Here is a 23,341-nt window from a genome sequence, read left to right as displayed (position 1 = left end):
AGGCTAGGTGGCCCGTGGCGCGGGCTGCCGTCCCGTACCGAGCCGGCCGGTTCCGTCGCCGCGCCGCGGACGGGCGGCCGCGGGACGTCGCTCGTCCCGGTGGCGCGCGCGGAACGTGGCGGTCTTGGCGCGGTTGCCGCAGCTGGCCATCTCGCACCACCGGCGCGACCTGTTGCGCGAGGCGTCGACGAAGACCCACCCGCAGTCGGCACCGCGGCAGGCCTTGACCCGCGACCACGCGGGCCCGGCGGAGGCCCGCAGCAGCGCCACGAGGACGACGGCGGCGACGTCCGCGGCCAGGTCCCCGTCGCCCTGCGGCACCAGGGACACCCGGCCGCCGGACAGGTCCGGACGCAGCGCCAGGCCCGCGACGGGCCCGCGCGCGTCGCCGATGGGCACCTCGGGGCCGTCCCGAGGCCCGTCGGCGCCGTTGTGCCGGGCCGCCGCCTCCCGCACCGCGCGACGCAGGTCCCGCAGCGCCGCCCGTGTGGTCTCCGAGGACGCCGTGCCGCCGACGGGCCCGCGCAGGCCTGCCCACCAGCTCGCCAGGGCCGCGGGGTCGGCCATTTCGTCGGCGCCCTCGTGCCCGGTGTTCGCCAGGGCCGTGAGCAGTTCCTCGTCGCTCACCACCGGCCACGCCCACCCCTCATGCAACCAGTGTAAGCCGATGACTGGTTGACACACGGGGCAACCGTCGTCAGGCTCTGACCGGTTGCACCACCTGCTCGGGTGGTGGCCGCGGCGGAGGGAACCCGGTGTCCCACCTCGTCGACGGGCCGGAGCCCGCCGGGCGGCGTCCGAGCGGTCCGGCACCCCGGTGATCGCCGCGGGCGTGGTCCTGGCGGTCCTGGCGAGCGTCGCGTACGGGCTCAGCGACGTCCTCAGCGGAGCCGTGGTGCGCCGGCACGCGACCGCGTCGCTGGCCCTGTGGGCTCAGGTCACCGGTCTGGTCGTGCTCGCGGTGGCGGCGGCGGTCCGGCAGCCCGCGCTGTCCGCACCCGGCCTGGCCTGGGGAGCCGGCGCCGGGGCGGTCGGGGCCCTCGGCCTGCTCGCCTTCTACACCGCGCTGCAGCGCGGCCGCACGTCCGTGGTCGCCCCGGTGGCCGGCGCCGGTGTCGTGCTCCCGGTGCTGGTCGGGGTCCTCGGCGGGGACGCGCTCGGTTGGCGGTCCGGGCTGGGGGTGGCGCTGGCCGTCACCGGCGTCCTGGTGGTCGCCGCCGCGCCGGACGAGGACGAGGCGCCCGCGGACCCCGTCGTCCGGGCGGCCCGGCCGGTGCCCGGCCGGACCCAGCCCGTCCCCGTGTACGACGGGTGCGTGCCGCCCGCCCGGGCCGGGGACGGCCGCGCCTCGGTGGCACTGGCCGCGCTGGCGGCCCTGGCGTTCGGCCTGTTCTTCGTCGTCCTCGAGCAGGCGACCGGGCGCGCGGTCGTGCCCGGGGCCGGCCAGCAACCGCTCGACGTCGCGCTGGTCGTGGCCCTCGCCGTGCAGGCCGGGGCGCTGGTGGTGACGCTCCTGGCCGCCACCCGGCACACCCGCGCCTGCCTGCGGCCGGAGCGCTCGCTGGTGGTCCCGGCCACCCTCGTCGGGCTGGTCGACGTCGGCGCGGACGTGCTGGTCACCCTCGCCGTCGACCGGGGGCCGCTGGCCGTCGTCGGGCCGCTGGCCTCCCTCGACCCGGTCGTCGCGGTCCTCGTCGCCACCCTGGTGCTGCGCGAACGCCTCCGGCTGCTGCCCGGCCTCGGTGTCCTCGGCGCGCTGGGCGGCATCGTGCTCGTCGCGACCGGCTGATCAGCCGACCGACAGGGAGTGCCACGGGCCGAGCCACGGCCGGCGGCTGTGCTCCAGGTCCAGCCGGCCCGGCCGGGCCTCGATGAGCTCGCCGAAGACGGTCGCGAAGACCACGCCGTCCTGCTCGTGCCGGACCACCAGGGCCCCCGGGTCGTCGCGCGGGGGCCCGCTCTGCACCAGCCCGCGCCAGCCGTCGGGGTAGCCGGCCGCGGTGAACAGCGGCAGGAACGTCTCGGCCTTGCGGTCCTCGGGGCCGCCGGAGGTGACCATCCAGGTGCCCTCCGGGTGGTCGGTGCGCACCGTGCGCTCGCCGTCGCAGTCCCAGGTGGTCAGTCCGTCCGGCGCGGCCAGCACGAGCAGGAAGCTCGCCAGGCCCTCGGTGCGCACCGCCGCGGACCACTCCGCGCCGTGCTCGGCGGCCAACAGCGGCAGCACACCGCGGCTGGGCGCCCCCGGCTCCGCGGTCGGCCTCTGCGGCCGGTTGAGCACCAGCGCGGTGACGCCGGTGCCGACGTGCGTGGCGCACCAGGTGCCGCCCGCGACGCGGTCCCGGCCGCCGACCAGGTCCAGGTGCCCGGGCCACCACCGGCCGGGGTCGTCGAACTCCCGGCCGACGAGCTCGTCCCTCAGGGCGAGGATGCGCGCGGGCGCGCCCGGGGCCCACCGCACCACGACCGTGCACACGCCGCCATGGTCCCAGCGCCAGCGGGAGCGCTCACTCGTCCCTCGGGGCCAGCCGCCTGGTGAACAGGACCAGGTCGTCGCCCTCGGTCCACCAGTCCGGGACGTGTGCGACCCGGTCGTAGCCGCACCGGTCGTAGAACGCGCGGGTGCTGGCGTACTGCCCGGTGCCCGAGGTCCGGACGGCCAGCAGGCGAGCGCCCCGGCCGGACAGGTCGGCCTCCACCTGCCGTACGAGTGCCAGCCCGCTCCCGCGGCCCTGCTCTGTCGGGTGCACCGCGATCATGGTGAGGTCCCAGACGCGGTCGGTGGCCTCCTCGGGCCGGTAGTAGACGACCGCCGTCAGCGGCACCGGGCCGGATGGGTCCCCGGGGTCGTCGACGAGGCAGGTCGGGCCGTCGACGCCCTTCGGTCCGGGTGTCCGGGTGAGCGGCCCGAGCACGTCGTCGAGGAAGGGGGTCTCCTCGGCGGTGAACATGCCGGCCGCGACGACGAGGTCGCGCACCGCGGGGAGGTCGCCGTCGCGCAGGGGCCTGAGCACGGCGGTCAGCGTGGGCCCCCTGGGCTGGTGGGGCAACGCAGTTCCGGCGACCGCGCGCCAGAAGCCGCGTGCTGCTCGCAGATCGCTCACCGGGGTCGCCGTGGAGAAGCCGCTGTCGATCACGTGATCGGTGATCGTCACCAGGGTCGTGCCAGGCACGTCTGGAGTGCAGGTCGGGCTGGGGGCCACGGCCTCCCGACAGCTGCCAGGGCCTCGAGCGGATCGTCGTACCCGCCCATCGAGACAGCGTGCGAGCGCACGTCGAACAGCTGCTGACCGTCAGCGGGGACCGGGACGTCGAGGCTCTCGGGGCCACCGACGCGGGTGGTTCGCACGACAGGCACGCCGGCGTGCCGGGTCGCGGGACCGCGAGGTGTGTCGTGTGCCGGTTCCCTCGTGTCGAGACGCGGGGCGCCTCCGGTCGAGGGTGGCTCCGACGACCTCACCCGAGGGCGCGGACGTACTCCTGCCGGCGTTCCGGTGACAGCTCTGGACCCGGACGGCGGAGGGCCGGCGGGGGCAGCCGACCGGTGACCGCGCGGACGGCCAGGTGGGCCGCGCCCAGCGCCGTGGACTCCTGTGCGTCGACGAACGCAGCGGCGCCCTCGCCGATCGCCGCGCGGATCTCCCGCCACGTGGCCGACTCCGCCGGCCGGCCGGCCAGCAACCGCTGGGCGACGGCCCGGCCGGCCGCCCGGCTGAGGTCCCGCGTCACCTCGCGCGACGCCACCGCGGTGGTCTCCATGAGGGCGCGGAGCAGGGTCGCCGGGGTCACGTCGAGTGGCACGCCGTCCAGGGTCAGCCGGCGATCAGGGGAGATGCGCCCCCGCACGCCCCGGCTGCCCACCGGTTCGCCACCGATCAGGTCGTCCAGGGCGGCGGACGGGTCCAGGCCCAGCAGCCCCGTCCAGGTGAGGTACAGCGACCCCGACGGCAGTGCCGCGTGCAGGTAGTACAGGCCGTCGGTCACGAAGCAGCCCACCTCGCTGCCCGCGGTCGCGGCCGGGTCGAGGGAGTCGGTGACCAGCAGGTGGGCCTCGGAGGTGCCGGCGGAGACGAACAGGTCACCGGGGGAGCGGGCGCCGGCGGCGAGCGCCCCGCAGAAGTGGTCGTGCCCACCGGTGACCAGCGGGATGCCGGGCGCGACGCCGAGCGCTGCGGCGGGGGCGTTGCCCAGCTCGCCGACCACCGTGCCCGAGGGCACCAGGCGCGGGAGGGCGAGGTGGCCCATGCCCACCACGTCGAGGGCCTCGGGGCGCCACGACCGGGTGGGGGCGTCGAACAGGCCCGTGCGGGATGCGTGGGAGTGGTCCATCACGAGGTCCCCGGGGCCCAGGGAGGAGAGCAGCCAGCTCCCCAGGTCGGTCAGCGTCGCGGCCGCGCGGGCCGCGACCGGCCGGCTGCGCGCCCACCAGGCGAGCACGTGGACGGTGTACTCGGGGTGCCGCAGGCCGGTGACCGGGGCCCGGCGGTCCAGCTCGGACGCGTGCTCCCGGGCCGGCGCGTGGCCGACGCCGGAGAACCAGGTGGGCACGTCGCCGACCGGCCTCCCCGCCGCGTCGAGCATCACGGCCTCCTCGCCCACCGAGGTCACGGCGATGCCGCCCACCCCGGCGCGGGGCCCGGGGCCGGCGTCTGCGAGTGCCCGCCGGGCGACCCCGACGGCGACCTCGCGGATCGCCGTCGGGGAGTGGACGGCGGTGCCGCCGTCCTCGCCCTGCGGCGTCGGGGCGGTGGCCGCGGCGAGGACGGTGCCGCCGTCCGGCTCCAGGAGCACGGCCTTGGTGCGGGTGGTGCCGACGTCGATGCCCAGGAACGTGGTCACGCGTGCACGCCGGGGACGGCGGTGGCGACGGCGGCGGCCCGCAGCTCGAGGACCTCGTCGCGTCCGCTGAGGTCGGGCTCCAGCCGCCGGGCGTTGGCCGCTCCGGCTGCGGCACCGGTGCGCAGCGCCGTCGCGAGGTCCTCACCCTGCGCGAGCGAGGTGACGAAGCCGGCCAGCATCAGGTCGCCGGAGCCGGTCGCGTTGACCACCTGCACGGGCGGGCTGGTGACGTCCCAGCCCTCCCCGGCCGACCGGTAGCACAGGCCGGCGGCACCCCGGGTGACGACGACCGCGCCGGCCCCGGCCGACAGGGCACGCGCCATGAGCGTCTCCAGGTCGGCGTCCTGCCCGGCACCGGTCAGCCCGCCGTCGGCCCGCAGCTCCTCCTCGTTGACCTTGAGCACGTCGGGGCCCGAGCGCATCGCGTGGCCCAGCCCCGGCCCGGAGGTGTCGACGAGGGTGCGGACGTGGTGCCCGCGCAGCGCGGTCACGCAGCGCGCGTAGAGGTCGACCGGGGCGCCGCGCGGCAGGCTGCCGGTGCACACGACCAGGTCGCCGGGGCGGACCGCGGCCAGCAGTCCCTCGACCAGGGCGTCGACCTCGCCGACCGCCACCTCCGGGCCGGGTTCGTTGACCACGGTGGAGTCGCCGGTGGCGCGGTCCACGATCACCGTGTTCACCCGGGTCTCACCGGCGATCGGCACGTGCCGGTCGTCGATGCCCAGCTCGCGGCAGCCGGCCGAGACCTGTCGGCCCACGGACCCGCCGACGAAGCCGTGCAGTGCAGCGCGGCCGCCCAGTCGCACCGTGCCGCGGGCCACGATCATGCCCTTGCCACCCGGCCGGCTGACCACCTCGACGGCGCGGTGCACCTCGCCCACCACCAGGCGCGGGACCACCTGCAGCCGGTCCTGTGCGGGGTTGGGGCCGACGACGTGGACCGTCGGGCCTGCGGGCGGTTCGGTCACGTGTCTCCTCCTGGGCCTGGCGGCGCTGCGGGCGGACGGCGGGGCGGGCTGCACCGGGGGGCTGCTACGTTCCCGGCCGTGCGCCGGGGCCCGGACGGCCGGGTCCGCCGGGGCGGCCTCCCGACGCCGCGCAGGGCCCTCCCTGTGGCCCCCGAGCCCGTTCCGGACGCTCCCGGCGGGACCGCCGAACCGAGGAGCGCACCGTGGCACGCGCAGCACTGACCGACGTCCTGACCGCGGCGCAGCAGGCGCACGGCGGCGTCGGGGCCTTCAACGTCGTCCAGCTCGAGCACGCCGAGGCGATCGTCGCGGGGGCCGAGCGGGCGGGTCGGCCCACCGTGCTGCAGGTCAGCGAGAACGCCGTCCGCTACCACGGGGCGCTGACGCCGGTGGGCCGCGCGATGCTGGAGATCGCCGACGCCGCCGATGTCCCGGTGGTGGTCCACCTGGACCACGCCACCGATGTCGCGCTCGTCGAGCAGGCCCTGGCGCTGGGGTTCACCTCGGTGATGTTCGACGGCTCCACCCTGCCGGTCGAGGAGAACCTCGCCACCACGCGGGGCGTCGTCGAGCAGGCGCACGACCGCGGGGCCTCCGTCGAGGCCGAGATCGGCGAGATCGGCGGCAAGGACGGCGTCCACGCGCCCGGGGTGCGGACCCGGCCGGAGGACGCCGCCCGGTTCGTCGCGGAGACCGGCATCGACGCGGTGGCCGTGGCAGTCGGCAGCTCGCACGCGATGACGACGCGCACCGCGCGGCTGGACCTGGACCTGGTCAGGGCCATCCGCGACGCCGTGCCGGTGCCGCTGGTGCTGCACGGTTCCTCCGGCGTCCCGGACGACCACCTGCGCCAGGCGGTGCAGGCCGGCATGACGAAGATCAACATCTCCACGCACCTGAACGGCACCTTCACCCGCGCGGTGCGCGAGCAGCTCCTCGCCGACCCCGCGCTCGTCGACCCCCGCACGTACCTGGGTGCGGCCCGGACGGCGACCGCGCTGGAGGTCGAGCGGCTGGTCCGGCTGCTGGCCGGCTGACGGCTCAGGCCGCACCGAGCTGCTGCCGCAGGGCCGCGGCCAGCACCGGCGCCAGGGGGAGCTGGGGGAGCAGCGTCGCCTGGTAGGCGTGGTAGACGTCCGGCTTGCCCGTCCAGACGGCGTCGGCGTCACCCACGGGCAGCTCGTGCACCCAGCTGCCCCGGTCCCGGTCGGTGAACCGGGTGACGGCCTCGTCCCAGAACGTGCGGTACCAGTGCTCGTAGCCGGGATCGCCGGTGCGTCGGACGAGGGCGGCCGCCGCACCGATGGCCTCGGTGAGCACCCAGTGCAGCCGGGAGGCGACGACCGGCCGGTCCGCCCAGTCCAGCGTGTAGACGAAGCCGGGCTGCCCGTCGGGCGCCCAGCCGACGTCGACGGCGGCGTCGAACAGGCTCCGCGCGTCGGGCAGCAGCCAGTCGGGTGCTCCGGCACCGAGCGCGGCCTCCAGGTGCAGGAGCAGCCGCGACCACTCCAGCCAGTGCCCGGGCGTGGAGCCGTACGGCCGGAACTTGTCGTTCCTCCGGTCGGCGTTGTAGTCCGGCAGCGGCCGCCACTCGGTGTCGAAGTGCTCGGGCAGCCGCCAGCCGTTCTCGCGGGCCGCCGTGTGCACCAGCCGCTCGGCGATGCTCGTGGCGCGGGCGAGCCACCGGTCGTCGCCGGTCACGGCTGCGACGGTGAGGAAGGCCTCCACCGTGTGCATGTTGCTGTTGGCGCCGCGGTAGGCCTCCAGCTCCGACCACGTGCGGTCCCAGCTCTCGACCGAGCGGCCCTCGTCGTCCCGCCAGAAGTGCTGCTCCACCACGGCGAGCGCTCCCTGCAGCAGGTCCTCGGCGCCCGGCCGCCCGGCCGCGGTGGCGCTGGCCGCGGCGAGCACGACGAAGGCGTGGTCGTAGGCGGACTTGTCCGTGGCGGCGGGCGCGCCGTCGGGGGTCAGGGAGGAGAACCAGCCGCCGTGCTCGGCGTCCCGGAAGGGACCGCCCAGGGCGGCCAGCCCGGAGTCGACCAGCGGCCCGGCACCGGGCCGCCCGCGCAGGTGGGCCAGCGCGAAGACGTGCGTCATGCGCGCGGTGATCCACAGCTGGGGCACCTGCTCTGCGTCGGGACGGCCGTCGTCGTCGAGCCAGGCGAACCCGGTCGGCGCACCGCCGGCGGCTGCGGCGAAGTCGAGCAGCCGGTCTCCCTCGCCGTCCAGCCAGGCACGGTGGCTCGGCAGCGAGGTCCAGGAGCCGGACTGCGGAGAGTCACCGGTCGTCGGCATGGGTTCTCCTCTGGGGTGGCCGATCAGGCTCGCCGGCGGGGTGGGTGTGGGGACAGTAACCCCCGGCAACGACTTGGTCTCGGCTGTGCGTCACCGGCTTGACATCGATGACAAGTCCGCTGTTGCATGACGCAGGTCACCTGATGACCGCCATCACACCCCCAGAGGTGCTCGCCGTGCCCGTCCCCGCCTCGACCGCGCACCCGCTGGGCGTCGTGCCGTCGGACGTGGTCCTGGGGGGTAGTCGTGCGTGAGCGCGTCACGTTGCGTGACGTCGCCCGCATCGCAGCGGTCAGCGCGAAGACGGTCTCCCGCGTCGTCAACGGGGACGCGCACGTCACCCCCGGCACCCGGGCCAGGGTGCAGCAGGCGATCGCCGAGCTGGGCTTCCAGCCCAACCTGGTGGCCCGCTCGCTGCGCGTCGGCCGTGCCGACGTCGTGGGACTGGTCGTCGAGAGCCTCGCCGACCCGTTCTTCGCCCGGCTCACCAGCGCTGTCGAGCAGGCCGCCTACGAGCGGGGCCTGGCGGTGATGGTCTCCAGCGTCGGCAACCAGGAACCGGAGCGGGAGTCGGTGATCGTGGAGAGCTTGCTCGTCCGCCAGGTCGCCGGTCTCATCGTCGCGCCGATGGCCCAGAGCCACGCCTACCTCGCCGGACCCGGCCGGCGAACGCCGATCGTGTTCGTGGACCGGCTCCCGGAGGGGCTGGTCAGCGATGCCGTGCTGGTCGACGACCTCGCCGCCGCTGAGACGGCGACCCGTCACCTGCTCGACCACGGCCACCGCCGGGTCGCCTTCCTCGGGTCGGAGCTGCGGAACCCGACGACCAGGCTGCGCCTGGCCGGTTACCGCCGGGCGCTCGCCGCGCAGGGGCTGGCCGACGACGAGTCCCTCGTCGCCGTGGGCGCCGGGACGGTCGCAGAGGCCCGCGCGGCGGCCGAGCAGCTGCTGGCCGCGCCGCAGCCGCCGACAGCGATCTTCTCCTCCAACATGCGGTGCTCGCTGGGACTGGTGCCGCTGCTCCACGGCCACGGGCGCACCGACGTGGCGGTGGTCAGCTTCGACGACTTCGCGATGGCCGACTCGCTCGTCCCGGCGGTGACGGTCCTGGACCACGACCCCGAGGTCATCGGCCGCGTCGCCGCCGAGCGGCTGTTCCGCCGGCTCGACGACCCCGACGCCCCCGCGGAGACGGTGATGGTGCCGGTCGGCCTGGTGGCGCGGGGCTCCGGGGAGCTCCGGCCGCACGGCCACGAGGTGGTCGCCGCGCACGACGGACTGAAGGACGAGTTGCAGGACATGGTGCGCCACGGAGGAGAAGGGAGGGCGTCGACCATGACGTCGCCGCACGCACAGGAGGGGGCGCGGTGACCCCGGCGCTCGAGGCCAGAGGCCTCCGGCGCGAGTTCGGGCACGTCCGTGCCCTCGACGGCGCCGACTTCGACATCGACCCCGGTGAGGTGGTCGCCCTCATCGGCGACAACGGTGCCGGGAAGAGCACACTGGTCAAGGCGCTGTCGGGTTCGCTCGCGGTCGACTCGGGCGAGTTGTACAGCAACGGGAAGCGCGTCACGATCGACAGCCCCGCCGCGGCCCGCGCGCTGGGCATCGAGACCGTCTACCAGGACCTCGCGCTCGCCCCGCACCTGGACCCGGTGCAGAACATGTACCTCGGGCGGGAGGTCATGCGACCCGGCCTGCTCGGCAAGCTCGGGTTCATGGACCACGTCGAGATGAGGGAGAAGACCCAGCGGGCGTTCTCCGACCTCGGGGCGACCGTGCGGGACTACGCCGCGCCCGTCGGCGCGATGTCCGGTGGCCAACGGCAGCAGATCGCCGTCGCACGCGCCGCCGCGTGGGCCAGTCGGGTCATCTTCCTCGACGAGCCCACCGCGGCCCTCGGTGTGGTGCAGACCCGCAACGTGCTGGACCTGATCCGGCGGGTGCGTGACCGCGGCATCGCCGTCGTCCTGATCAGCCACTCGATGCCGCACGTGATCGAGGTGGCCGATCGCATCCAGGTGCTGCGCCTCGGCCGCCGGGTGGCCACCTACGACGCCAAGCAGACCTCGATGGAGGAGCTGGTGGGAGCCATGACCGGGGCGATCAACCAGGAGGCGGCGTGACCACCGCGACGGAGCCGGACCGGGACGCCGCACCGGTCGAGGAGGAGAAGCCGAAGACCACGCTGCAGCGCCTCCTGGGCGCCCAGGCGTTCCAGATCCTGGGTGTGCTGCTCATCCTCATCGTGCTGTTCAGCCTCGCCGAACCGGACGCGTTCCTGTCGGTGAACAACTTCCGCAACGTGGTCGTCAACGTCTCGATCCTGGCGATCATCGGCGTCGGGATGACGTTCGTCATCGTCACCGGAGGCATCGATCTCTCCGTCGGCAGCGTGCTGGTCTTCAGCGGCGTGGTCGCGGCCAAGGTCATGGAGGCCCTGGGTGGCCAGGGTGTCGGCGTGTCGATCGTCGGCGCCCTGGTCGCGTGCGGCGCGGGCACGCTGTGGGGTCTGTTCAACGGCGTGGTCGTCGCGCGCCTGAAGGTGCCCCCGCTGATCGTCACCCTCGGGACTCTCGGCATGGCGCTGGGCGCCGCGCAGATCCTGACCGGCGGCATCGACCTGCGGGGCGCCCCCACCGTGCTGACCGACACGATCGGCTTCGGCCGGCTGTTCGGTCAGATCCCCTACCTGTCGCTCATCGCGCTGGCGGTCGTGGTGGTCGGCGCGGTGGTCCTGCACCGCACCCGGTTCGGCCGCTACACGTACGCCGTCGGCTCGAACGGCGAGGCGGCGCGGCGGGTCGGCGTCAAGGCGGACCGGCACCTGATCCTCGTGTACACGCTGGCCGGCTCCTGCGCGGGCCTCGCCGGGATCCTGAACCTCGCCTTCTTCTCGTCGACCACGATCGCCGGGCAGTCGAACACCGCGCTCAACGTCATCGCCGGTGTCGTCATCGGTGGCACGAGCCTCTTCGGCGGCATCGGCACGATCGCCGGCACGGTGATCGGTCTCTTCATCCCCGCCGTCCTGCAGAACGGCTTCGTGATCATGGGCGTCCAGCCCTTCTGGCAGCAGGTCGTCGTCGGCGCGTTCCTCATCGCCGCGGTCTACGTCGACCAGGTGCGCCGCGCCGCGGCGAGCCGCGGGGCGAGCGCCCGCCGTTCCTCGTTCTCCCGATTCTCCCGCCCACGAGGGGCACGTCGAAAGGAAGCACAGTGAACAGAGGCACCACTGCCCGGATCGCCGCCATCTCGGCGCTCGCCCTCGTCCTCGCCGCCTGTGGCGGGGACGACGCCGACGGCGGCTCAGCCGGCGGGGGCGGCGGGGGCTCGGAGGCCTACGAGGTGGCATTCGTCCAGGGCGTCGCCGGTGACGAGTTCTACATCACCATGGAGTGCGGCATCCAGGAGGCGGCCGAGGAGCTCGGCGTCGAGGTCAGCACCCAGGGTCCCCAGCAGTTCGACCCCGCCCTGCAGACGCCGATCGTCGACAGCGTCGTGGCCGGTTCCCCGGACGGGCTGCTCATCGCGCCGACCGACGTGACCGGGATGTACCGCCCGATCAAGGTGGCGGCGGACGCGGGGATCACCGTCGGCCTGGTCGACACCACCTTGGAGGACCCCTCCATGGCGGTCACTCAGGTGGCCTCGGACAACGAGGGCGGTGGGGCCGCGGCCTTCCAGGCCATCCAGGAGGCGAACCCGGACGGTGGCAAGGTCCTCATCGTCGGCCACGAGCCAGGCATCAGCACCAACGAGGCGCGGATCAAGGGCTTCCTCGACGCCCTGGCCGAGGATCCCAAGTTCACCGCCCTGCCGACGCAGTACGCGCAGAACGAGGTCGCCGAGGGTGCCCGGATCGTGACCTCGACGCTCCAGTCGGACCCCGACCTCATCGGCATCTTCGGCACCAACCTCTTCGCCGCGGAAGGTGCCGCCACCGGGCTGCGTCAGGCCGGTGCTGAGGAGCAGGTGACCGTCGTCGGCTTCGACGCCGGCCCGGCCCAGGTCGAGGCGCTGGAGAACGGCACCGTGCAGGCCCTCGTGGCCCAGCAGCCGGCCGAGATCGGCCGGCAGGGCCTCGAGCAGGTCGTCGCCTCGCTGAACGGTGAGGAGCCCGAGGCCGAGATCCAGACCGGCTTCACGATCCTCACGCAGGAGAACCTGGCCGACAACCAGGACGCGGTCTACCGCTCCAGCTGCTGACCCGCGACGACGCACGACGCCCCGTCCCTCCCCCGAGGGGTGGGGCGTCGGCGCGTGCAGGTCACCCCGGGACGCCCGGTCGACCAGCTGCTCCGGCGTCGCGTGGACGACCGGCGGGGGACCCGTGCCGGGCGGGGCCTGCTCGTGCACCGTCCACGTCCTCCCGGTCCTGCGGCCGCTGGAGCCCGGGACGGCCGCAGCGGAGGACGGTGGAGACGGGGCGGCGTCGTCGTCGACGCGCGGCGCGGCCGACCACGTCACCGGTGACATGGTCGACCGCGTGTGATTGCATCGCCCTGGCGGACCGGCGCTCCTGCGGCGGTGCACGGTGCACCGGCACCTGCTGAGGAGACGCGTTCCCATGACGGACTTCGACGGCCGTACCGTGCTGGTCACGGGGGCCACCGGCGGCATCGGCGGAGCCACGGTGCGCCGGCTGAAGGCTGCTGGTGCCGACGTCATCGCCAGCGGCCGATCGGTGGGATCGCTCGAACGGCTCGCCGCCGAGACCGGGGCCCGCCCCCTCGCGTTCGACCTGACCTCCGAGGACAGCGTCCGCTCGGCGGTCGAGGGGGTGGACCTGTGGGGCGTGGTGAACTGCGGCGGCTTCGGCGGGGAGATCGCCTCCCCGATGGAGACCGACATCGACGTCTTCGACAAGGTCATCAGCACCAACGCCCGTGGCGCGCTGCTGGTCACGAAGTACGCGTCGGCGTCGATGATCCGGCTGGGCCGGGGCGGTGCCATCGTGAACGTGTCCAGCCAGGCGAGCCTCGTGGCGCTGCACGGCCACATCTCCTACGGGTCCTCGAAGGCGGCACTGGACAACATCACCCGCGTCTCGGCCCTCGAGCTGGGCAAGCACGGGATCCGGGTCAACAGCGTGAACCCGACCGTGGTGATGACCGAGATGTCGGCGTGGTACTGGGGGCGGCCTGACATCGAGGGGCCCTTCCTCGACCAGATGCCGCTCGGCCGGTGGGCGACGGAGGAGGAGATCGCCGCGCCGATCGTGTTCCTCCTCAGCGACGACGCCTCCATGATCTCCGGCGTCTCCCTGCCCATCGACGGCGGCTACACCGCCCGCTGACCCGTGCCCGCCGGACCGCCTCAGGGGGGCCGCAGCGCCCTGTCGACGATGCGGGACGTCGCGTTCGCCCAGGTCGGCGCCGGGACGGCCTCCCGGGGCTCCACGAGGTCGCCACGCGCGCGGACACTGCCGGCCTGGGCTCGAGCGGGTGGTCGATCGCCTCGCGGCGCCCGACCGGCGTCTTCGCCGGCACACGGTGTTCTCCATCCGCCTGGTGGAGCGTCGTTCGTGCCGGTCACCGGCCGGTGCATCGACCTTGTTCCGTCCTCGTCACCGGAGACGGGGACCAGCGTCCGGGAGGCGGCGAGCGCCGCACCGGCGGACGGCGGCACCGGTTCCCTCAGCCTCCACCGTCCGTCACCGAGGAGTCCCCGCCATGACCACCACCCCACTCAGCGAGTCGACCCTGCCCGCACTGCCCGAGGCGGTGCAGGGGCCGGGCTACGACCGTGCCCTGGTCGGCAGCGGCGTCGTCCACCTGGGCGTGGGTGGTTTCCACCGGTCGCACCAAGCGGTCTACTTCGACCGGCTGCTGAGCCTCGGGCACGCCGACTGGGGGATCACCGGTGTCGGGGTGCTCGCCGCCGACCGCCCCCTGCACATGGCGCTACGCGCCCAGGACGGGCTCTACACGGTGGTCCTGAAGAGCGCGGACGGGTCCATCGAGCCGTCCGTGGTGGGCTCGTTGGTCCGGCTCCTGCTGGTGGACGACGATCCCGAGGCGGTGCTGGCGGCGATGGCTGCGCCGGCCACCCGGTTGGTCAGCATGACCATCACCGAGGGCGGCTACAGCACGGACAAGTCCACCGGCCGGTTCCGGTTGGACGACGCGCTGGCCGCCGACCTCACCGGCCCCCGCCCGCGAACCGCGTTCGGTCTGCTCTCCGAGGCGCTGCACCGACGGCGCACGACCGGGACGCCGCCGTTCACCGTCGTCTCCTGCGACAACGTGGAGGGCAACGGCGACCTGACCCGCCAGACGCTGCTGGAGTTCATCCGGTTGCAGGAGGCGCACGCCGATGACGGGCTGGCCGACTGGATCGTCACCTCCGGCGCCTTCCCGAACTCGATGGTCGACCGGATCACCCCGGCCACCACCGACGGGGACCGCCAGCGGCTGACGGCCGAGACCGGCCTGGCCGACCGGTGGCCGGTGGTGGCCGAGCCGTACCTGCAGTGGGTGCTGGAGGACCGGTTCAGCGACGCCCGCCCGCCGCTGGCCGAGGTCGGTGTCCAGATCGTCGAGGACGTGCGCCCGTACGAGCTGATGAAGCTGCGCCTGCTCAACGCCAGCCACCAGGTGATGTCCTACCTCGGGTACCTGGCCGGGTACCGCCGGGTCGACGAGGTGGTGGCCGACCCGCTGTTCGGAGCACTGATCGAGCGGTACATGCGGCTCGAGGCCACGCCGACCCTCCCACCGGTGCCGGACACCGACCTCGCCGAGTACCGGCGCAGCCTCCTGGAGCGCTTCGCCAACCCGGCAGTGAGCGACACCCTGCTGCGCAACTGCGCCGAGGGATCCGAGCGGATCGCCACCTTCGTGCTGCCGGTGATCCGGGAGCAGCTCGCCGCCGGCGGCCCGTGCGACCTCGCGGTGCTCGCCGTGGCCGCCTGGGCCCGGTACGCCGCGGGCACCGACGAGGACGGCCAGCCGATCCCCGTGGTGGACGCCCGACTGGACCGTCTCGCCCCGCTGCTGCGCGGCCCCGATGGCGACCCGCTGGTGGTGCTCGCGCTCGAGGAGGTCTTCGGCGACCTCCGGGCGGACGAGCGCTTCCGGCAGGCCTACGCGCGGGCGGCCGAGCTGCTGCACCGGCTGGGTGCCCGACAGGCCGTGGCGCAGCTCCTCGGCCCGTGACCGCGGGCCGCCGCCCACGGTCGGGCCACGTCTCCGTCACGACGGGGACCGGTGGGTGTCGGCGGGGTCGACGCCCGCGGTGGTGGCGTCGACCACCTGCTGGCCGTCGGCGGGGAGGGGCGGCGACGACGGCATGGACTCGGGCCGCCGAAGCGGGTGGTCTGCACGGCACGCGTGCAGGCGAGGTCATCGCCGGTGGCCGGCCCTGTCTCTTCGGCACCGACTGTGCCCGCCGAGGTGGCTCCCCGTCGGGATGGCCCCGTTCGACGCAGGGCTCGTCCGCGGAGGGCTCGGCTGCCCGGGACCTCCCGCGGTCCGAGCCCCGTCCACCCGGCAGCCCGCGGGGAGGGTCGAGTGGTCGAGCGCCTGCTCCCTCCGCCTACCTCCCCTCGGCGCGGGTAGGTGTCCGGCATGTCCGACTTTGAGATCACCGCCCTCGTCCTGGCCGAGCACGAGGTCTTCCGGCGGGAGTTCGCACGGCTCGAGGACCTGTCCGACCAGGAACTCGCCGCCGCGTGGGAGGCGCTGCACGCCAGGCTGGAGGTGCACGCCGTCGCCGAGGAACAGCTGTTCTACCCGCTGCTCGCCCAGGAGGCGGAGGGGGAGCAGGAGACGGCGGAGGGCGTGCACGACCACAACGAGATCCGGCACGCCGCGGCCGCCGTCGAGGAGCACGAGGTCGGCAGCGAGGACTGGTGGGAGGCGGTGCGCGCCGTGCGGCAGGTCAACGCCGACCACATGAGCGAGGAGGAGACGGACTTCTTCCCCCCGTTCAAGGAGGCCGTCGACGACGAGCAGCGCGAGGCCCTCGGGATGCGCTGGTTGGCGTTCCACGACGAGCACGAGCAGGCCGAGGGGCTGTCCGGCGCGGACGCGGAGGTGGCCGAGGTGGTCGCGACCGAGGTGCCGGAGGGCGACCCGTCCCGCTGACCACGCCGGGCGGTCACGGCAGCGCGTCCGGCCGGACACCGGTCGCCGCCCCCCACGAGCGCGCGGGCCCGGCGGGTGTCTCGATCCGACGCTTGTCCTGCGGGCGGGGCGCGGGCACGCTGTCGGCCATCCCGACGGCAGCGGCGTCGGCTCGGGCGCCGCTCGGACCCCTGGAGCCCTGATGCTGTTCCACGTCAGCTTCCGCGTCGAGCACACCCGGCTGGGCCGCGACGAGTTCTGGGACGAGTGGGAGCGGGAGACGCAGGCGGCGCTCGGCGCGCTCGAGACCGGGGTCATCAAGAGCCTGTACAAGGTCGCCGGTCAGCGCCGGGTCATCGGCATCGTGGAGGTCGAGTCGCACGACCAACTCGACCAGATCGTCATGGGCGCCCTGCCGATGAGCCACCACCTGACCCTCGAGGAGGTCCTCCCGGTCCGGGAGTACGCGGCCTTCGCCGAGGACGTGGGCAGGCGCTGGCAGTCCTAGCCTCCGGCCGGAGACGTCGAACAGCTGCTGGCCGTGGGCACCGCCTCCGCCGACAGGGGTGACCGGCCGGTCACCGCAAGGTGTCGAGGTAGGCGCCGACGACCGGGGCCGCCTGCATCGTGAGCGCCGGCGGCACGGGCCAGCGCCTGCCCGCGACCACCAGCGTCGTGGGCTCGCCGGGGAGCACGGTCGCCGGCACCTGCACCGGTGCGGTGGCCCACCGCCGGTCGTCGCCGTGGACGGCGACGGGCAGGGGCGGTTCCCCGCCCAGGGAGAGCGCGAGGGTCCCCGTGCTCTCCCCGAGGTCCGTGGGCCACCACCCGGAGACCTGCGAGCCGACGTCGCTCCGTTCGGTCGCGCCCCGCAGGAGCACCCACGCCAGGTGGCTCCCCGGCCGCCCGGACGGGTCCGCCACGGGCACCCGGAGCAGCGCGAGTGCCGAGCGCCACTCGACGTCGACCCGCGAGCCGGGGCCGAGCCGGACCGACGCCGGGGACGAGGCGCCGCCCAGGCGCGGCCGCGTCGGCTGCGCCAGACCGGTCGGCTCCAGGACCAGCGGCCACGCCCGATGGATGTCGCCCCACGGCCGGTCCCGCCACGGCAGAGGGCCCCCGCTGGACTGCACGGGCCGACCCTAGGACCGGCCCGGCACGCGGTGACCAGGGCTTGCGCGGCGGGCGTCGGTCGGGTGGTCTCGCGGCATGACCTCGACGTCGACCCGGGACCTGTACCGACGGTGGCTGGACGAGCTCTGGGCCGGTCAGCCGGGTGCGGCCGCGCAACTGGTCGGTCCGGACTTCGTGGGGCACTGGCCGGACCGCGACGTCCACGGGCCCGACGGACTGGCGGCCGTCGTCGCCGAGACCCGGTCACTGTTCACCGAGATCACCTTCGAGCTGACGGTGGGCCCGATCGTCGACGGCGACCTGGTCGCCGCGCGCTGGTCCGGCCGGGGGGTCACCCCGCGGGGCAGCACGTCCTTCGCCGGCAACGACGTCCTGCGCGTGGCGGGCGGCCGGTTCGTCGAGTACTGGCCGGCCTCGTCGGCCGGCTCCTGACCGCGGGTCCGGTCAGGCGTCCAGGTCCTCGGCGAGGCGGCGGAACCCGTCGCGCCCGGTGTGCATCGCCCACAGCGTGTCGGCGAGCACGGCGGGGTCCTTGCGGGGGTGTCCCGGTGTGATCGCGCCGGGGATGACCAGCTGCCCGACGTGCACGCCCTCGGCTGCGAGGGCCTCGTGCAGCAGTTGTCCGTAGGCCGACTCGCCGGCGAAGGCGATCGAGGTGCCGGCGACCCGCGGGTTCGGGCGGGCGGCGCTGCCGCCGTTGACGAGCAGCACGGTGCCGCGACCCAGGGCCCGCATGCCCGGCAGCACCCGGGTCACGGCGGTGACCGGGCCGTGCACGGAGAACTCCAGCGCGGCGGCCAGGTCCTCCGGGGTGGTGTCGAGCACCGGGCGCAGCGACCCCGGTGACGGGATGGGGCTGTACTGCAGCACCTCGACCGGTCCGAGGGTCTCGGCGACGCGGTCGAGGGCGGTCGACAGCGCGCCGCGGTCGCGGACGTCCGCGGCGAACCCGCGGGCGGTGAGGCCCTCGGCGCCCAGGTCGCCGGCCAGTGCGTCGACGCGCTCCTGGCTGCGGGACAGCAGGGCGACGTCGAAGCCCTCGCGGCCGAAGCGGCGGGCGACCGCGGCGCCGAGGCCGCGGCCGGCGCCCACGATGGCGATGGTGGTCACGGGGTCTCCTCGTCGGTGGTCCGGCGCCGGGCGTCGGTGTCGGCGGGGCCGGGCTCAGGCCTGCGGGGTGGGGCCGGCGTCGGCCAGGGCCCGGCGGAGCTGATCGGCGTCCAGGCGCACGTCGTAGGCCGGGGTGCCCGGCTGGAACCGCCGTCCCTCGGGCAGCGGCCCCGCGTCGACGACGTCGAAGCCGAACTGGTCGATCAGCTCGGCCACCGTGGTCTTGGCGGTGGCGTCGTCGCCGGCGATGGGCAGCGCCCGACGGCCCGCGGTGCCGGCCGGCCCGCCGTGAGTGGCCAGGTGCTCGGACCAGATGGTGTTGAAGGCCTTGACCACGCGGGACCCCGGCAGGTGCCCGGCCAGCAGCTCGCTCGAGGTGGTGCTGCCGTCGTCGAGCTCGGCGATCCGGCCGTCCCGGTCCGGGTAGTAGTTGCCCGTGTCGACCACGACCGTGCCGGCCAGCTCCGCCACCGGCACGTCCCGGTAGGCGCGCAGCGGGATGGTGACCACGACGAGGTCGCCCCGGGCGGCCACCTCGGGCGGCGTGGCCGCCGACGCCCCGGGCCCGAGCCGCCCGACGAGGCCGGCCAGGGTCTCCGGGCCGCGCGAGTTGCTCAGCACCACCTGGTGGCCCGCGTCGACGGCCAGGCGGGCCAGCGTGCCGCCGATGTCGCCCGCACCGATGAACCCGATGAGCATGCCGGCTCAACCGCCCCCGACCGGGCGCTGTTCCGGACCGACCTGACCGGTCACCGGGGCTCGGCCAGCCACGCCAGCAGCCGCCCCTTCGACCAGCACCGGCCGACGGCCTCGGCGGGTGCGCCCGACCCGTCGAGCACCGTCAGGCCGAGGGTGCTGTGCCCGGAGGCGGGTCGGTCGCCCAGCGTCGGCACCCCCGGCGCCACCCCGACGCCCTCCGCGGACACCCACGCCACCGGCCGGGTGGCCGCCACCTCGTGCAGCCGCTGCAGGAAGCGCGGCCGGCTCCCGACCGGCAGGCGCGCCAGCGCCCACGTCGTGGTGACGACGGGCAGGGCGTCCGCGGGCACGCGGGCGACGGCGTCGGGCAGCAGCTCGACGACGTCCCCGCGCAGCAGCAGCAGAGGTGTGGTCGCGGCCAGCGCCATCTCCGCGTCGAGGCGGGCGTGCCGCTCCGGCCGGTCCGGCGGCAGGCAGGCGCGCAACCACCGGGCGTCGTCCGCGTCGGTCACGTCGAGCGGGTCGCGGTCGACGCCGATCCGGGCGACGACCCGGGGCACCGGACGGTCGGGGACGGGCCGGTTCCCCACGAGGGTGCAGGAGAACTGCACCGGGGACGACGGGTCGCCCCGCGGGCGCCCGCCGTCGTACGTGACGCCGACGCGGTCCACGAGGAGGTCCAGCCCGGCCGAACAGCCGACGTCGACGAGCCCGACCGCCGTCGCGCCCACCCGGTGCGCGGCCTCGGCGACGGCCGGGTACAGCACGGCGCAGCGCCCGGTCTCGTCGCTGCGCACCCGCCGGCGGGCGGCGAGGGTCGTCACCGCGTCGGTCGTGCGCAGCAGCGTGTCCACCGCCGCGCGCGCGGCGGCGTCGGCGTCCCCCGCGGCGTGGGCGGCAGCGAGCGCCGGTGCGCGTCCGGAGAGGGCGAGGTCGTGCAGTGCGGCGAGGACCACCCCAGGGTGCCGGGTGCGCGCCGGCAGCACCCCGAGGGCGCGCAGCACGTCCGGGGCCGCGCTCAGCGCGACGGCGACGTGCGCCCACAGCGGCGAGGCGGCCGCGTCGGCGTCGGCGAAGCGCCGGTACGCCCTGGCCACGTCGTCTGCTGTGGTCGACTGCCCGGAGCGGAGCCCGGCGGCGCGAGCAGCGGCGGCCGGCGGGGTGCCGTCGCTCGTCATGTGCCGGTACCTCGTCCGGGTCGCGCGGGGACACCGGGGCGCACTCGGTCGGCGCGGCGGAGGAACAGGACGGCGGCGACGGCCCCGGCCAGGGTCCCGGCGGCGAGGAAGGCGGCGACGTACCCGGTCACCCGCCCCTCGACGCCCACGGCCGCGGCCACGGCCACCAGGACCGCGACCCCGAGGGCGGTCCCGACCTGTGCGGCGGTGTTGACCGCGCCGGAGGCGACGCCCTGCCGGTCGTGCGGCAGCGCCAGGGTGGCGGCCGACGTGGAGGTGACCGCCGCCCAGGACAGGCCCAAGCCGGCGAGGGCGACCGCGCCGGCCAGCCCGGCGACCGACCTCGCCGCCGTCGCACCGGCCAGGGCCAGCATCGCGACGGCGACCGTCCCCAGCCCGGCGGACATGCCCAGGGCCGCCGGGCGGCGCAGCCACCAGCCCCCGGTCGCCGAGCCGGCGACCACCGCCAGGGAGAAGGGCAGCAGGACCAGACCGCTCGCGCGCGGGTCGAGGTCCAGGCTGCGCGCGGCCACCAGGGCCACGAGCGTGCCCGACGCGGCGGTGGTCGCCGTGTTGACGAAGGCCACGCCGTTGGCGGTCATGAAGGCACCGTTGGTCAGTTCGGACCAGGCGATCAGGGGAGCGCTGCCGCGCCGCTGCAGGACCACGAACGCGCCCAGCAGCAGGCACCCGGCGACGACCGCGAGCACCGGCGGTACCGGAGCCGCCCTCGGATCCCCCACCAGGCCGGCGCCCCACACCAGCAGCACCAGGCCGGCGGTGGCCGTGAGCGACCCGGGGACGTCCAGTCCACGACGACCGGCCCGTGGGGGGTCCGCCGGCACCAGCCACCACAGGGCGGCGAGCACTGCAGCGGACACACCCGCGAGCAGCCAGAACACCGCCCGCCAGCCCGCAGCGGCCACCAGCAGGCCGCCGAGGCCGAAGCCGAGCGCCCCGCCGCCGGCGGCGGAGGCGGTCCACGCGCTGACGGCGACCCGCCGCAGCCGGTCGGTGGGGAACGCCGACGTCAGCAGCGACAGCGCGGCCGGTGTCACGATCGCACCGCCCAGGCCCTGCACCGCCCGCCCGGCCAGCAGGACCGTGCCGCTGGTGGCGGTCGCACAGAGCACGGCGCCGACCAGGGTGACTCCCAGCCCGGCGGCCAGCACGGTGCGTCGCTCGACCAGGTCCGCCACCCGCCCGGCGGTCAGCAGCAGACCCCCGTAGAGGACGGCGTACAGGCTGACCACCAGCTGCAGCCGGGCATCGCGCAGCCCCAGGTCCGCGCCCACCACCGGCAGCGCCACGATCACCACCGTGACGCCCAGGACCTCCAGCGCCTGGGCGGTGCAGAGCGTCGCCATCGACCCGAACGCCCGCCAGGACACCGTGTCCGGCACCTGGCTCGTCCCTGGTCCCACCCGGTGTCGTCCCACCGCGGCATCGTCGCCGACGCCCCTGACAGCCCACGGCGCGACCACGCGTCCGGACCGGTGGGTGGACGAGACGGGCCGCGACCGGTCCGCACCTGCACCCCGGGTGGGCGGCCTGCGCGTTCCGTCCGGTCGCGGACGGCACGCCCGGGCCGGCGCCCGACGGGGACGGCGGATCCGTGGCACTGTCGCGAACGGCGGTCGTCTCCGGAGGAGGACCAGTGGCTGTCGCTGGTGGACGGGTGGTGCTGCTCAACGGCCTGCCGGCGTCGGGCAAGTCCGTTGCCGCACGGTGGATCGCCGATCGCAACCCGGGGAGCCTGTGCCTGGACATCGACACGCTGCGCACGTTCCTCGGCGACTGGCGGTCGGACTTCCGGCGGGCCGGGGAGTGGGTGCGTCCGCTGGCTCTGGCACTGCTGGCCACCCACGCTCGCAGCGGTGGCACGGTTCTCGTCCCGCAGCTGTTCACGGCCCCCGACGAGGTGCAGCTCTTCCGGGACGAGGCCGTCCGGGCCGGTGCGACCTTCGACCACGTCCTGCTGCTGGTCGAGCCGGACGTGGCCTACGAGCGGCTCGTCGCGCGGGCTGCGGCCAGCGGGCCGGGCAGCGTCGAGTCGACGATCCTGTCCCTGGTCGACCGCGACGGCGGGCCGGAGGACCTGCGCGGGATGCACGAGCGCATGACCGCCGCGTTCTCCGCTGACCCGGGTGTGACCACCGTCGACACGCGGGACGTCGACCGGGACACGCTCGCCTCCTACCTGGCCGCACGCCTGGGCGCCACCGCCTGACGACCGGTCAGCCGGCGCAGGGGCCCCGTTGGTTCCCTCGCCACGTCCCCGGCACCTGACGACACGACCGCAGCCGCCGCCCCGCCTGCACCGTCCCCCCGGTCCCCGAGCCCGACGGGGACCGACTCGCGACGGTCCCACCGCCCTGTGCCGGCTACCCGAGGGGTCGCGGGTCGGTGCGCAGGATCGACATCAGCACCGCGTCGTGGCGCTGTCCCTCCCACAGCAGCGCGCCCCGCAGCCGGCCCTCCTCGCGGAACCCGCACTTCGTGTACACCCGGTGCGCCCGCGGGTTGTGGTCGTAGACCTCCAGGCTCAGCCGGTACAGCCCCACCGTGTCCAGGGCGTGGGCGACGACCATGCGGGTGATCTCCGTGCCGTGACCACGGCCGAGCACCCCCGGCCCGGACAGCGCGATGCGGTAGCTCGCGCTCTCGTTGACCGGGTCGAGATCGGTGATCACGGCCTCGCCGAGGAACGCGCCGTCGGTGGTGCGGATGGCCGCCCAGTCGACGCGGTCGCGCTGGTCGCCGCGAGTGGCGAGCCAGGTGGCGGCCTGGTCCCGGGTGAACTCGGCGTGGGTACCGGTCAGCCGCCTGCCCTCGGCATCACCGAGGAACGCCCAGTAGGGGTCCAGCACCGCAGGACCCAGCGGTTCGAGGCGCACGTGCTCACCGCTCAGCACGGGCTTCAGACGGAGCACGTCGTCGGCCACCACGCCGCAGTCAAGCACGTGGGCCGTCTCGACCGGCCGGTCGGATCGCGCGGGCGGGGGTGCCGCCTGCGGCACGTGCAGGGACCACCGGGAGGGGCCGGTCCAGC

Annotated in this window: 24 protein-coding genes; 12 read left to right on the top strand and 12 right to left on the bottom strand. The window is 75.2% G+C overall.

What is annotated here, in order from left to right; genetic code table 11:
- Positions 1-3: 3 nt before the first annotated feature.
- Positions 4-627 (bottom strand): CGNR zinc finger domain-containing protein, encoded by a 624-nt coding sequence (locus RTG05_RS12845; protein ID WP_208104934.1) that lies wholly within the window; start codon positions 625-627, stop codon positions 4-6.
- 190 nt (positions 628-817) lie between these two features.
- On the opposite strand from RTG05_RS12845, the gene RTG05_RS12840 reads away from it, so the two are divergent.
- Entirely contained in the window at positions 818-1,789 is a 972-nt protein-coding gene (locus RTG05_RS12840) for an EamA family transporter (protein ID WP_166528969.1), read from the top strand.
- Here RTG05_RS12840 and RTG05_RS12835 read toward each other — a convergent pair whose 3' ends face one another.
- From RTG05_RS12835 to RTG05_RS12820, 4 genes are all read right to left on the bottom strand, one after another.
- Positions 1,790-2,473 carry an NRDE family protein gene (locus RTG05_RS12835; RefSeq protein WP_166528968.1) on the bottom strand — a complete coding sequence of 228 codons (684 nt, stop codon included), beginning with the start codon at positions 2,471-2,473 and terminating at the stop codon, positions 1,790-1,792.
- A gap of 31 nt (positions 2,474-2,504) precedes the next feature.
- Entirely contained in the window at positions 2,505-3,170 is a 666-nt protein-coding gene (locus RTG05_RS12830; RefSeq protein ID WP_166528967.1) for a GNAT family N-acetyltransferase, read from the bottom strand.
- Positions 3,171-3,453: 283 nt separating this feature from the next.
- On the bottom strand, positions 3,454-4,836 hold the full coding sequence (locus tag RTG05_RS12825) for an FGGY-family carbohydrate kinase (protein ID WP_166528966.1): 1,383 nt from the start codon (positions 4,834-4,836) through the stop codon (positions 3,454-3,456).
- Complete coding sequence (locus RTG05_RS12820) at positions 4,833-5,804, bottom strand: 1-phosphofructokinase family hexose kinase (protein WP_166528965.1); 972 nt, start codon at positions 5,802-5,804, stop codon at positions 4,833-4,835. The genes RTG05_RS12825 and RTG05_RS12820 overlap by 4 nt, the downstream gene beginning before the upstream one ends.
- A gap of 203 nt (positions 5,805-6,007) precedes the next feature.
- Between RTG05_RS12820 and RTG05_RS12815 the strand changes: the two genes are divergently transcribed.
- Entirely contained in the window at positions 6,008-6,841 is an 834-nt protein-coding gene (locus RTG05_RS12815; RefSeq protein WP_166528964.1) for a class II fructose-bisphosphate aldolase, read from the top strand.
- A gap of 4 nt (positions 6,842-6,845) precedes the next feature.
- Here the strand turns inward: RTG05_RS12815 and RTG05_RS12810 are convergent, their stop codons facing one another.
- Entirely contained in the window at positions 6,846-8,099 is a 1,254-nt protein-coding gene (locus RTG05_RS12810) for an AGE family epimerase/isomerase (protein ID WP_166528963.1), read from the bottom strand.
- Positions 8,100-8,345: 246 nt separating this feature from the next.
- Between RTG05_RS12810 and RTG05_RS12805 the strand changes: the two genes are divergently transcribed.
- From RTG05_RS12805 to RTG05_RS12770, 8 genes are all read left to right on the top strand, one after another.
- On the top strand, positions 8,346-9,470 hold the full coding sequence (locus RTG05_RS12805) for a LacI family DNA-binding transcriptional regulator (protein ID WP_166528962.1): 1,125 nt from the start codon (positions 8,346-8,348) through the stop codon (positions 9,468-9,470).
- Entirely contained in the window at positions 9,467-10,225 is a 759-nt protein-coding gene (locus RTG05_RS12800) for an ATP-binding cassette domain-containing protein (RefSeq protein WP_166528961.1), read from the top strand. Before RTG05_RS12805 ends, RTG05_RS12800 begins: the two co-directional genes overlap by 4 nt.
- Positions 10,222-11,322, top strand: a complete 1,101-nt coding sequence (locus RTG05_RS12795) for an ABC transporter permease (protein WP_166528960.1) — start codon at positions 10,222-10,224, stop codon at positions 11,320-11,322. The genes RTG05_RS12800 and RTG05_RS12795 overlap by 4 nt, the downstream gene beginning before the upstream one ends.
- Positions 11,319-12,308 (top strand): ABC transporter substrate-binding protein, encoded by a 990-nt coding sequence (locus RTG05_RS12790; protein ID WP_166528959.1) that lies wholly within the window; start codon positions 11,319-11,321, stop codon positions 12,306-12,308. The genes RTG05_RS12795 and RTG05_RS12790 overlap by 4 nt, the downstream gene beginning before the upstream one ends.
- 361 nt (positions 12,309-12,669) lie before the next feature.
- Positions 12,670-13,398, top strand: a complete 729-nt coding sequence (locus tag RTG05_RS12785) for an SDR family oxidoreductase (RefSeq protein ID WP_166528958.1) — start codon at positions 12,670-12,672, stop codon at positions 13,396-13,398.
- Between the two features lie 376 nt (positions 13,399-13,774).
- Positions 13,775-15,259 (top strand): mannitol dehydrogenase family protein, encoded by a 1,485-nt coding sequence (locus tag RTG05_RS12780; RefSeq protein ID WP_166528957.1) that lies wholly within the window; start codon positions 13,775-13,777, stop codon positions 15,257-15,259.
- A gap of 411 nt (positions 15,260-15,670) precedes the next feature.
- A complete protein-coding gene (locus tag RTG05_RS12775; protein ID WP_166528956.1) occupies positions 15,671-16,189 on the top strand; it encodes a hemerythrin domain-containing protein in 519 nt (172 codons plus the stop codon).
- A gap of 181 nt (positions 16,190-16,370) precedes the next feature.
- Positions 16,371-16,676 carry a muconolactone Delta-isomerase family protein gene (locus tag RTG05_RS12770; RefSeq protein WP_166528955.1) on the top strand — a complete coding sequence of 102 codons (306 nt, stop codon included), beginning with the start codon at positions 16,371-16,373 and terminating at the stop codon, positions 16,674-16,676.
- Positions 16,677-16,746: 70 nt separating this feature from the next.
- On the opposite strand, the gene RTG05_RS12765 is transcribed toward RTG05_RS12770, so the two are convergent.
- Positions 16,747-17,301, bottom strand: a complete 555-nt coding sequence (locus RTG05_RS12765) for a hypothetical protein (protein WP_166528954.1) — start codon at positions 17,299-17,301, stop codon at positions 16,747-16,749.
- Positions 17,302-17,377: 76 nt separating this feature from the next.
- Between RTG05_RS12765 and RTG05_RS12760 the strand changes: the two genes are divergently transcribed.
- A complete protein-coding gene (locus RTG05_RS12760) occupies positions 17,378-17,734 on the top strand; it encodes an ester cyclase (protein ID WP_166528953.1) in 357 nt (118 codons plus the stop codon).
- Positions 17,735-17,746: 12 nt separating this feature from the next.
- Here RTG05_RS12760 and RTG05_RS12755 read toward each other — a convergent pair whose 3' ends face one another.
- The 4 genes from RTG05_RS12755 to RTG05_RS12740 all read right to left on the bottom strand — a co-directional run bounded on the left by RTG05_RS12755 (position 17,747) and on the right by RTG05_RS12740 (position 21,692).
- Positions 17,747-18,412, bottom strand: a complete 666-nt coding sequence (locus tag RTG05_RS12755) for an SDR family NAD(P)-dependent oxidoreductase (RefSeq protein ID WP_166528952.1) — start codon at positions 18,410-18,412, stop codon at positions 17,747-17,749.
- 54 nt (positions 18,413-18,466) lie between these two features.
- Positions 18,467-19,111 (bottom strand): NADPH-dependent F420 reductase, encoded by a 645-nt coding sequence (locus RTG05_RS12750; RefSeq protein ID WP_166528951.1) that lies wholly within the window; start codon positions 19,109-19,111, stop codon positions 18,467-18,469.
- A gap of 50 nt (positions 19,112-19,161) precedes the next feature.
- On the bottom strand, positions 19,162-20,208 hold the full coding sequence (locus tag RTG05_RS12745; protein WP_315911853.1) for a DUF2332 domain-containing protein: 1,047 nt from the start codon (positions 20,206-20,208) through the stop codon (positions 19,162-19,164).
- Between the two features lie 77 nt (positions 20,209-20,285).
- Positions 20,286-21,692 carry an MFS transporter gene (locus RTG05_RS12740; RefSeq protein WP_166528949.1) on the bottom strand — a complete coding sequence of 469 codons (1,407 nt, stop codon included), beginning with the start codon at positions 21,690-21,692 and terminating at the stop codon, positions 20,286-20,288.
- A gap of 254 nt (positions 21,693-21,946) precedes the next feature.
- Between RTG05_RS12740 and RTG05_RS12735 the strand changes: the two genes are divergently transcribed.
- Entirely contained in the window at positions 21,947-22,519 is a 573-nt protein-coding gene (locus tag RTG05_RS12735; protein WP_166528948.1) for a P-loop nucleotide/nucleoside kinase family protein, read from the top strand.
- 154 nt (positions 22,520-22,673) lie between these two features.
- On the opposite strand, the gene RTG05_RS12730 is transcribed toward RTG05_RS12735, so the two are convergent.
- Positions 22,674-23,186: a GNAT family N-acetyltransferase gene (locus RTG05_RS12730; RefSeq protein ID WP_315911852.1), complete on the bottom strand. Its 513-nt coding sequence runs from the start codon at positions 23,184-23,186 to the stop codon at positions 22,674-22,676.
- Positions 23,187-23,341 lie beyond the last annotated feature (155 nt).

Source organism: Geodermatophilus sp. DSM 44513 (assembly GCF_032460525.1).
GTDB lineage: Bacteria > Actinomycetota > Actinomycetes > Mycobacteriales > Geodermatophilaceae > Geodermatophilus.
Note: the sequence above shows the minus strand (reverse complement) of the source record. Positions and strands in the feature narration are given on the sequence as shown.

Coding starts and splice junctions, on each gene's coding strand:
- RTG05_RS12780 (WP_166528957.1), top strand. CDS start 13,775: ATGACCACCACCCCACTCAGCGAGTCGACCCTGCCCGCACTGCCCGAG.
- RTG05_RS12760 (WP_166528953.1), top strand. CDS start 17,378: ATGACCTCGACGTCGACCCGGGACCTGTACCGACGGTGGCTGGACGAG.
- RTG05_RS12785 (WP_166528958.1), top strand. CDS start 12,670: ATGACGGACTTCGACGGCCGTACCGTGCTGGTCACGGGGGCCACCGGC.
- RTG05_RS12810 (WP_166528963.1), bottom strand. CDS start 8,099: ATGCCGACGACCGGTGACTCTCCGCAGTCCGGCTCCTGGACCTCGCTG.
- RTG05_RS12775 (WP_166528956.1), top strand. CDS start 15,671: ATGTCCGACTTTGAGATCACCGCCCTCGTCCTGGCCGAGCACGAGGTC.
- RTG05_RS12770 (WP_166528955.1), top strand. CDS start 16,371: ATGCTGTTCCACGTCAGCTTCCGCGTCGAGCACACCCGGCTGGGCCGC.
- RTG05_RS12750 (WP_166528951.1), bottom strand. CDS start 19,111: ATGCTCATCGGGTTCATCGGTGCGGGCGACATCGGCGGCACGCTGGCC.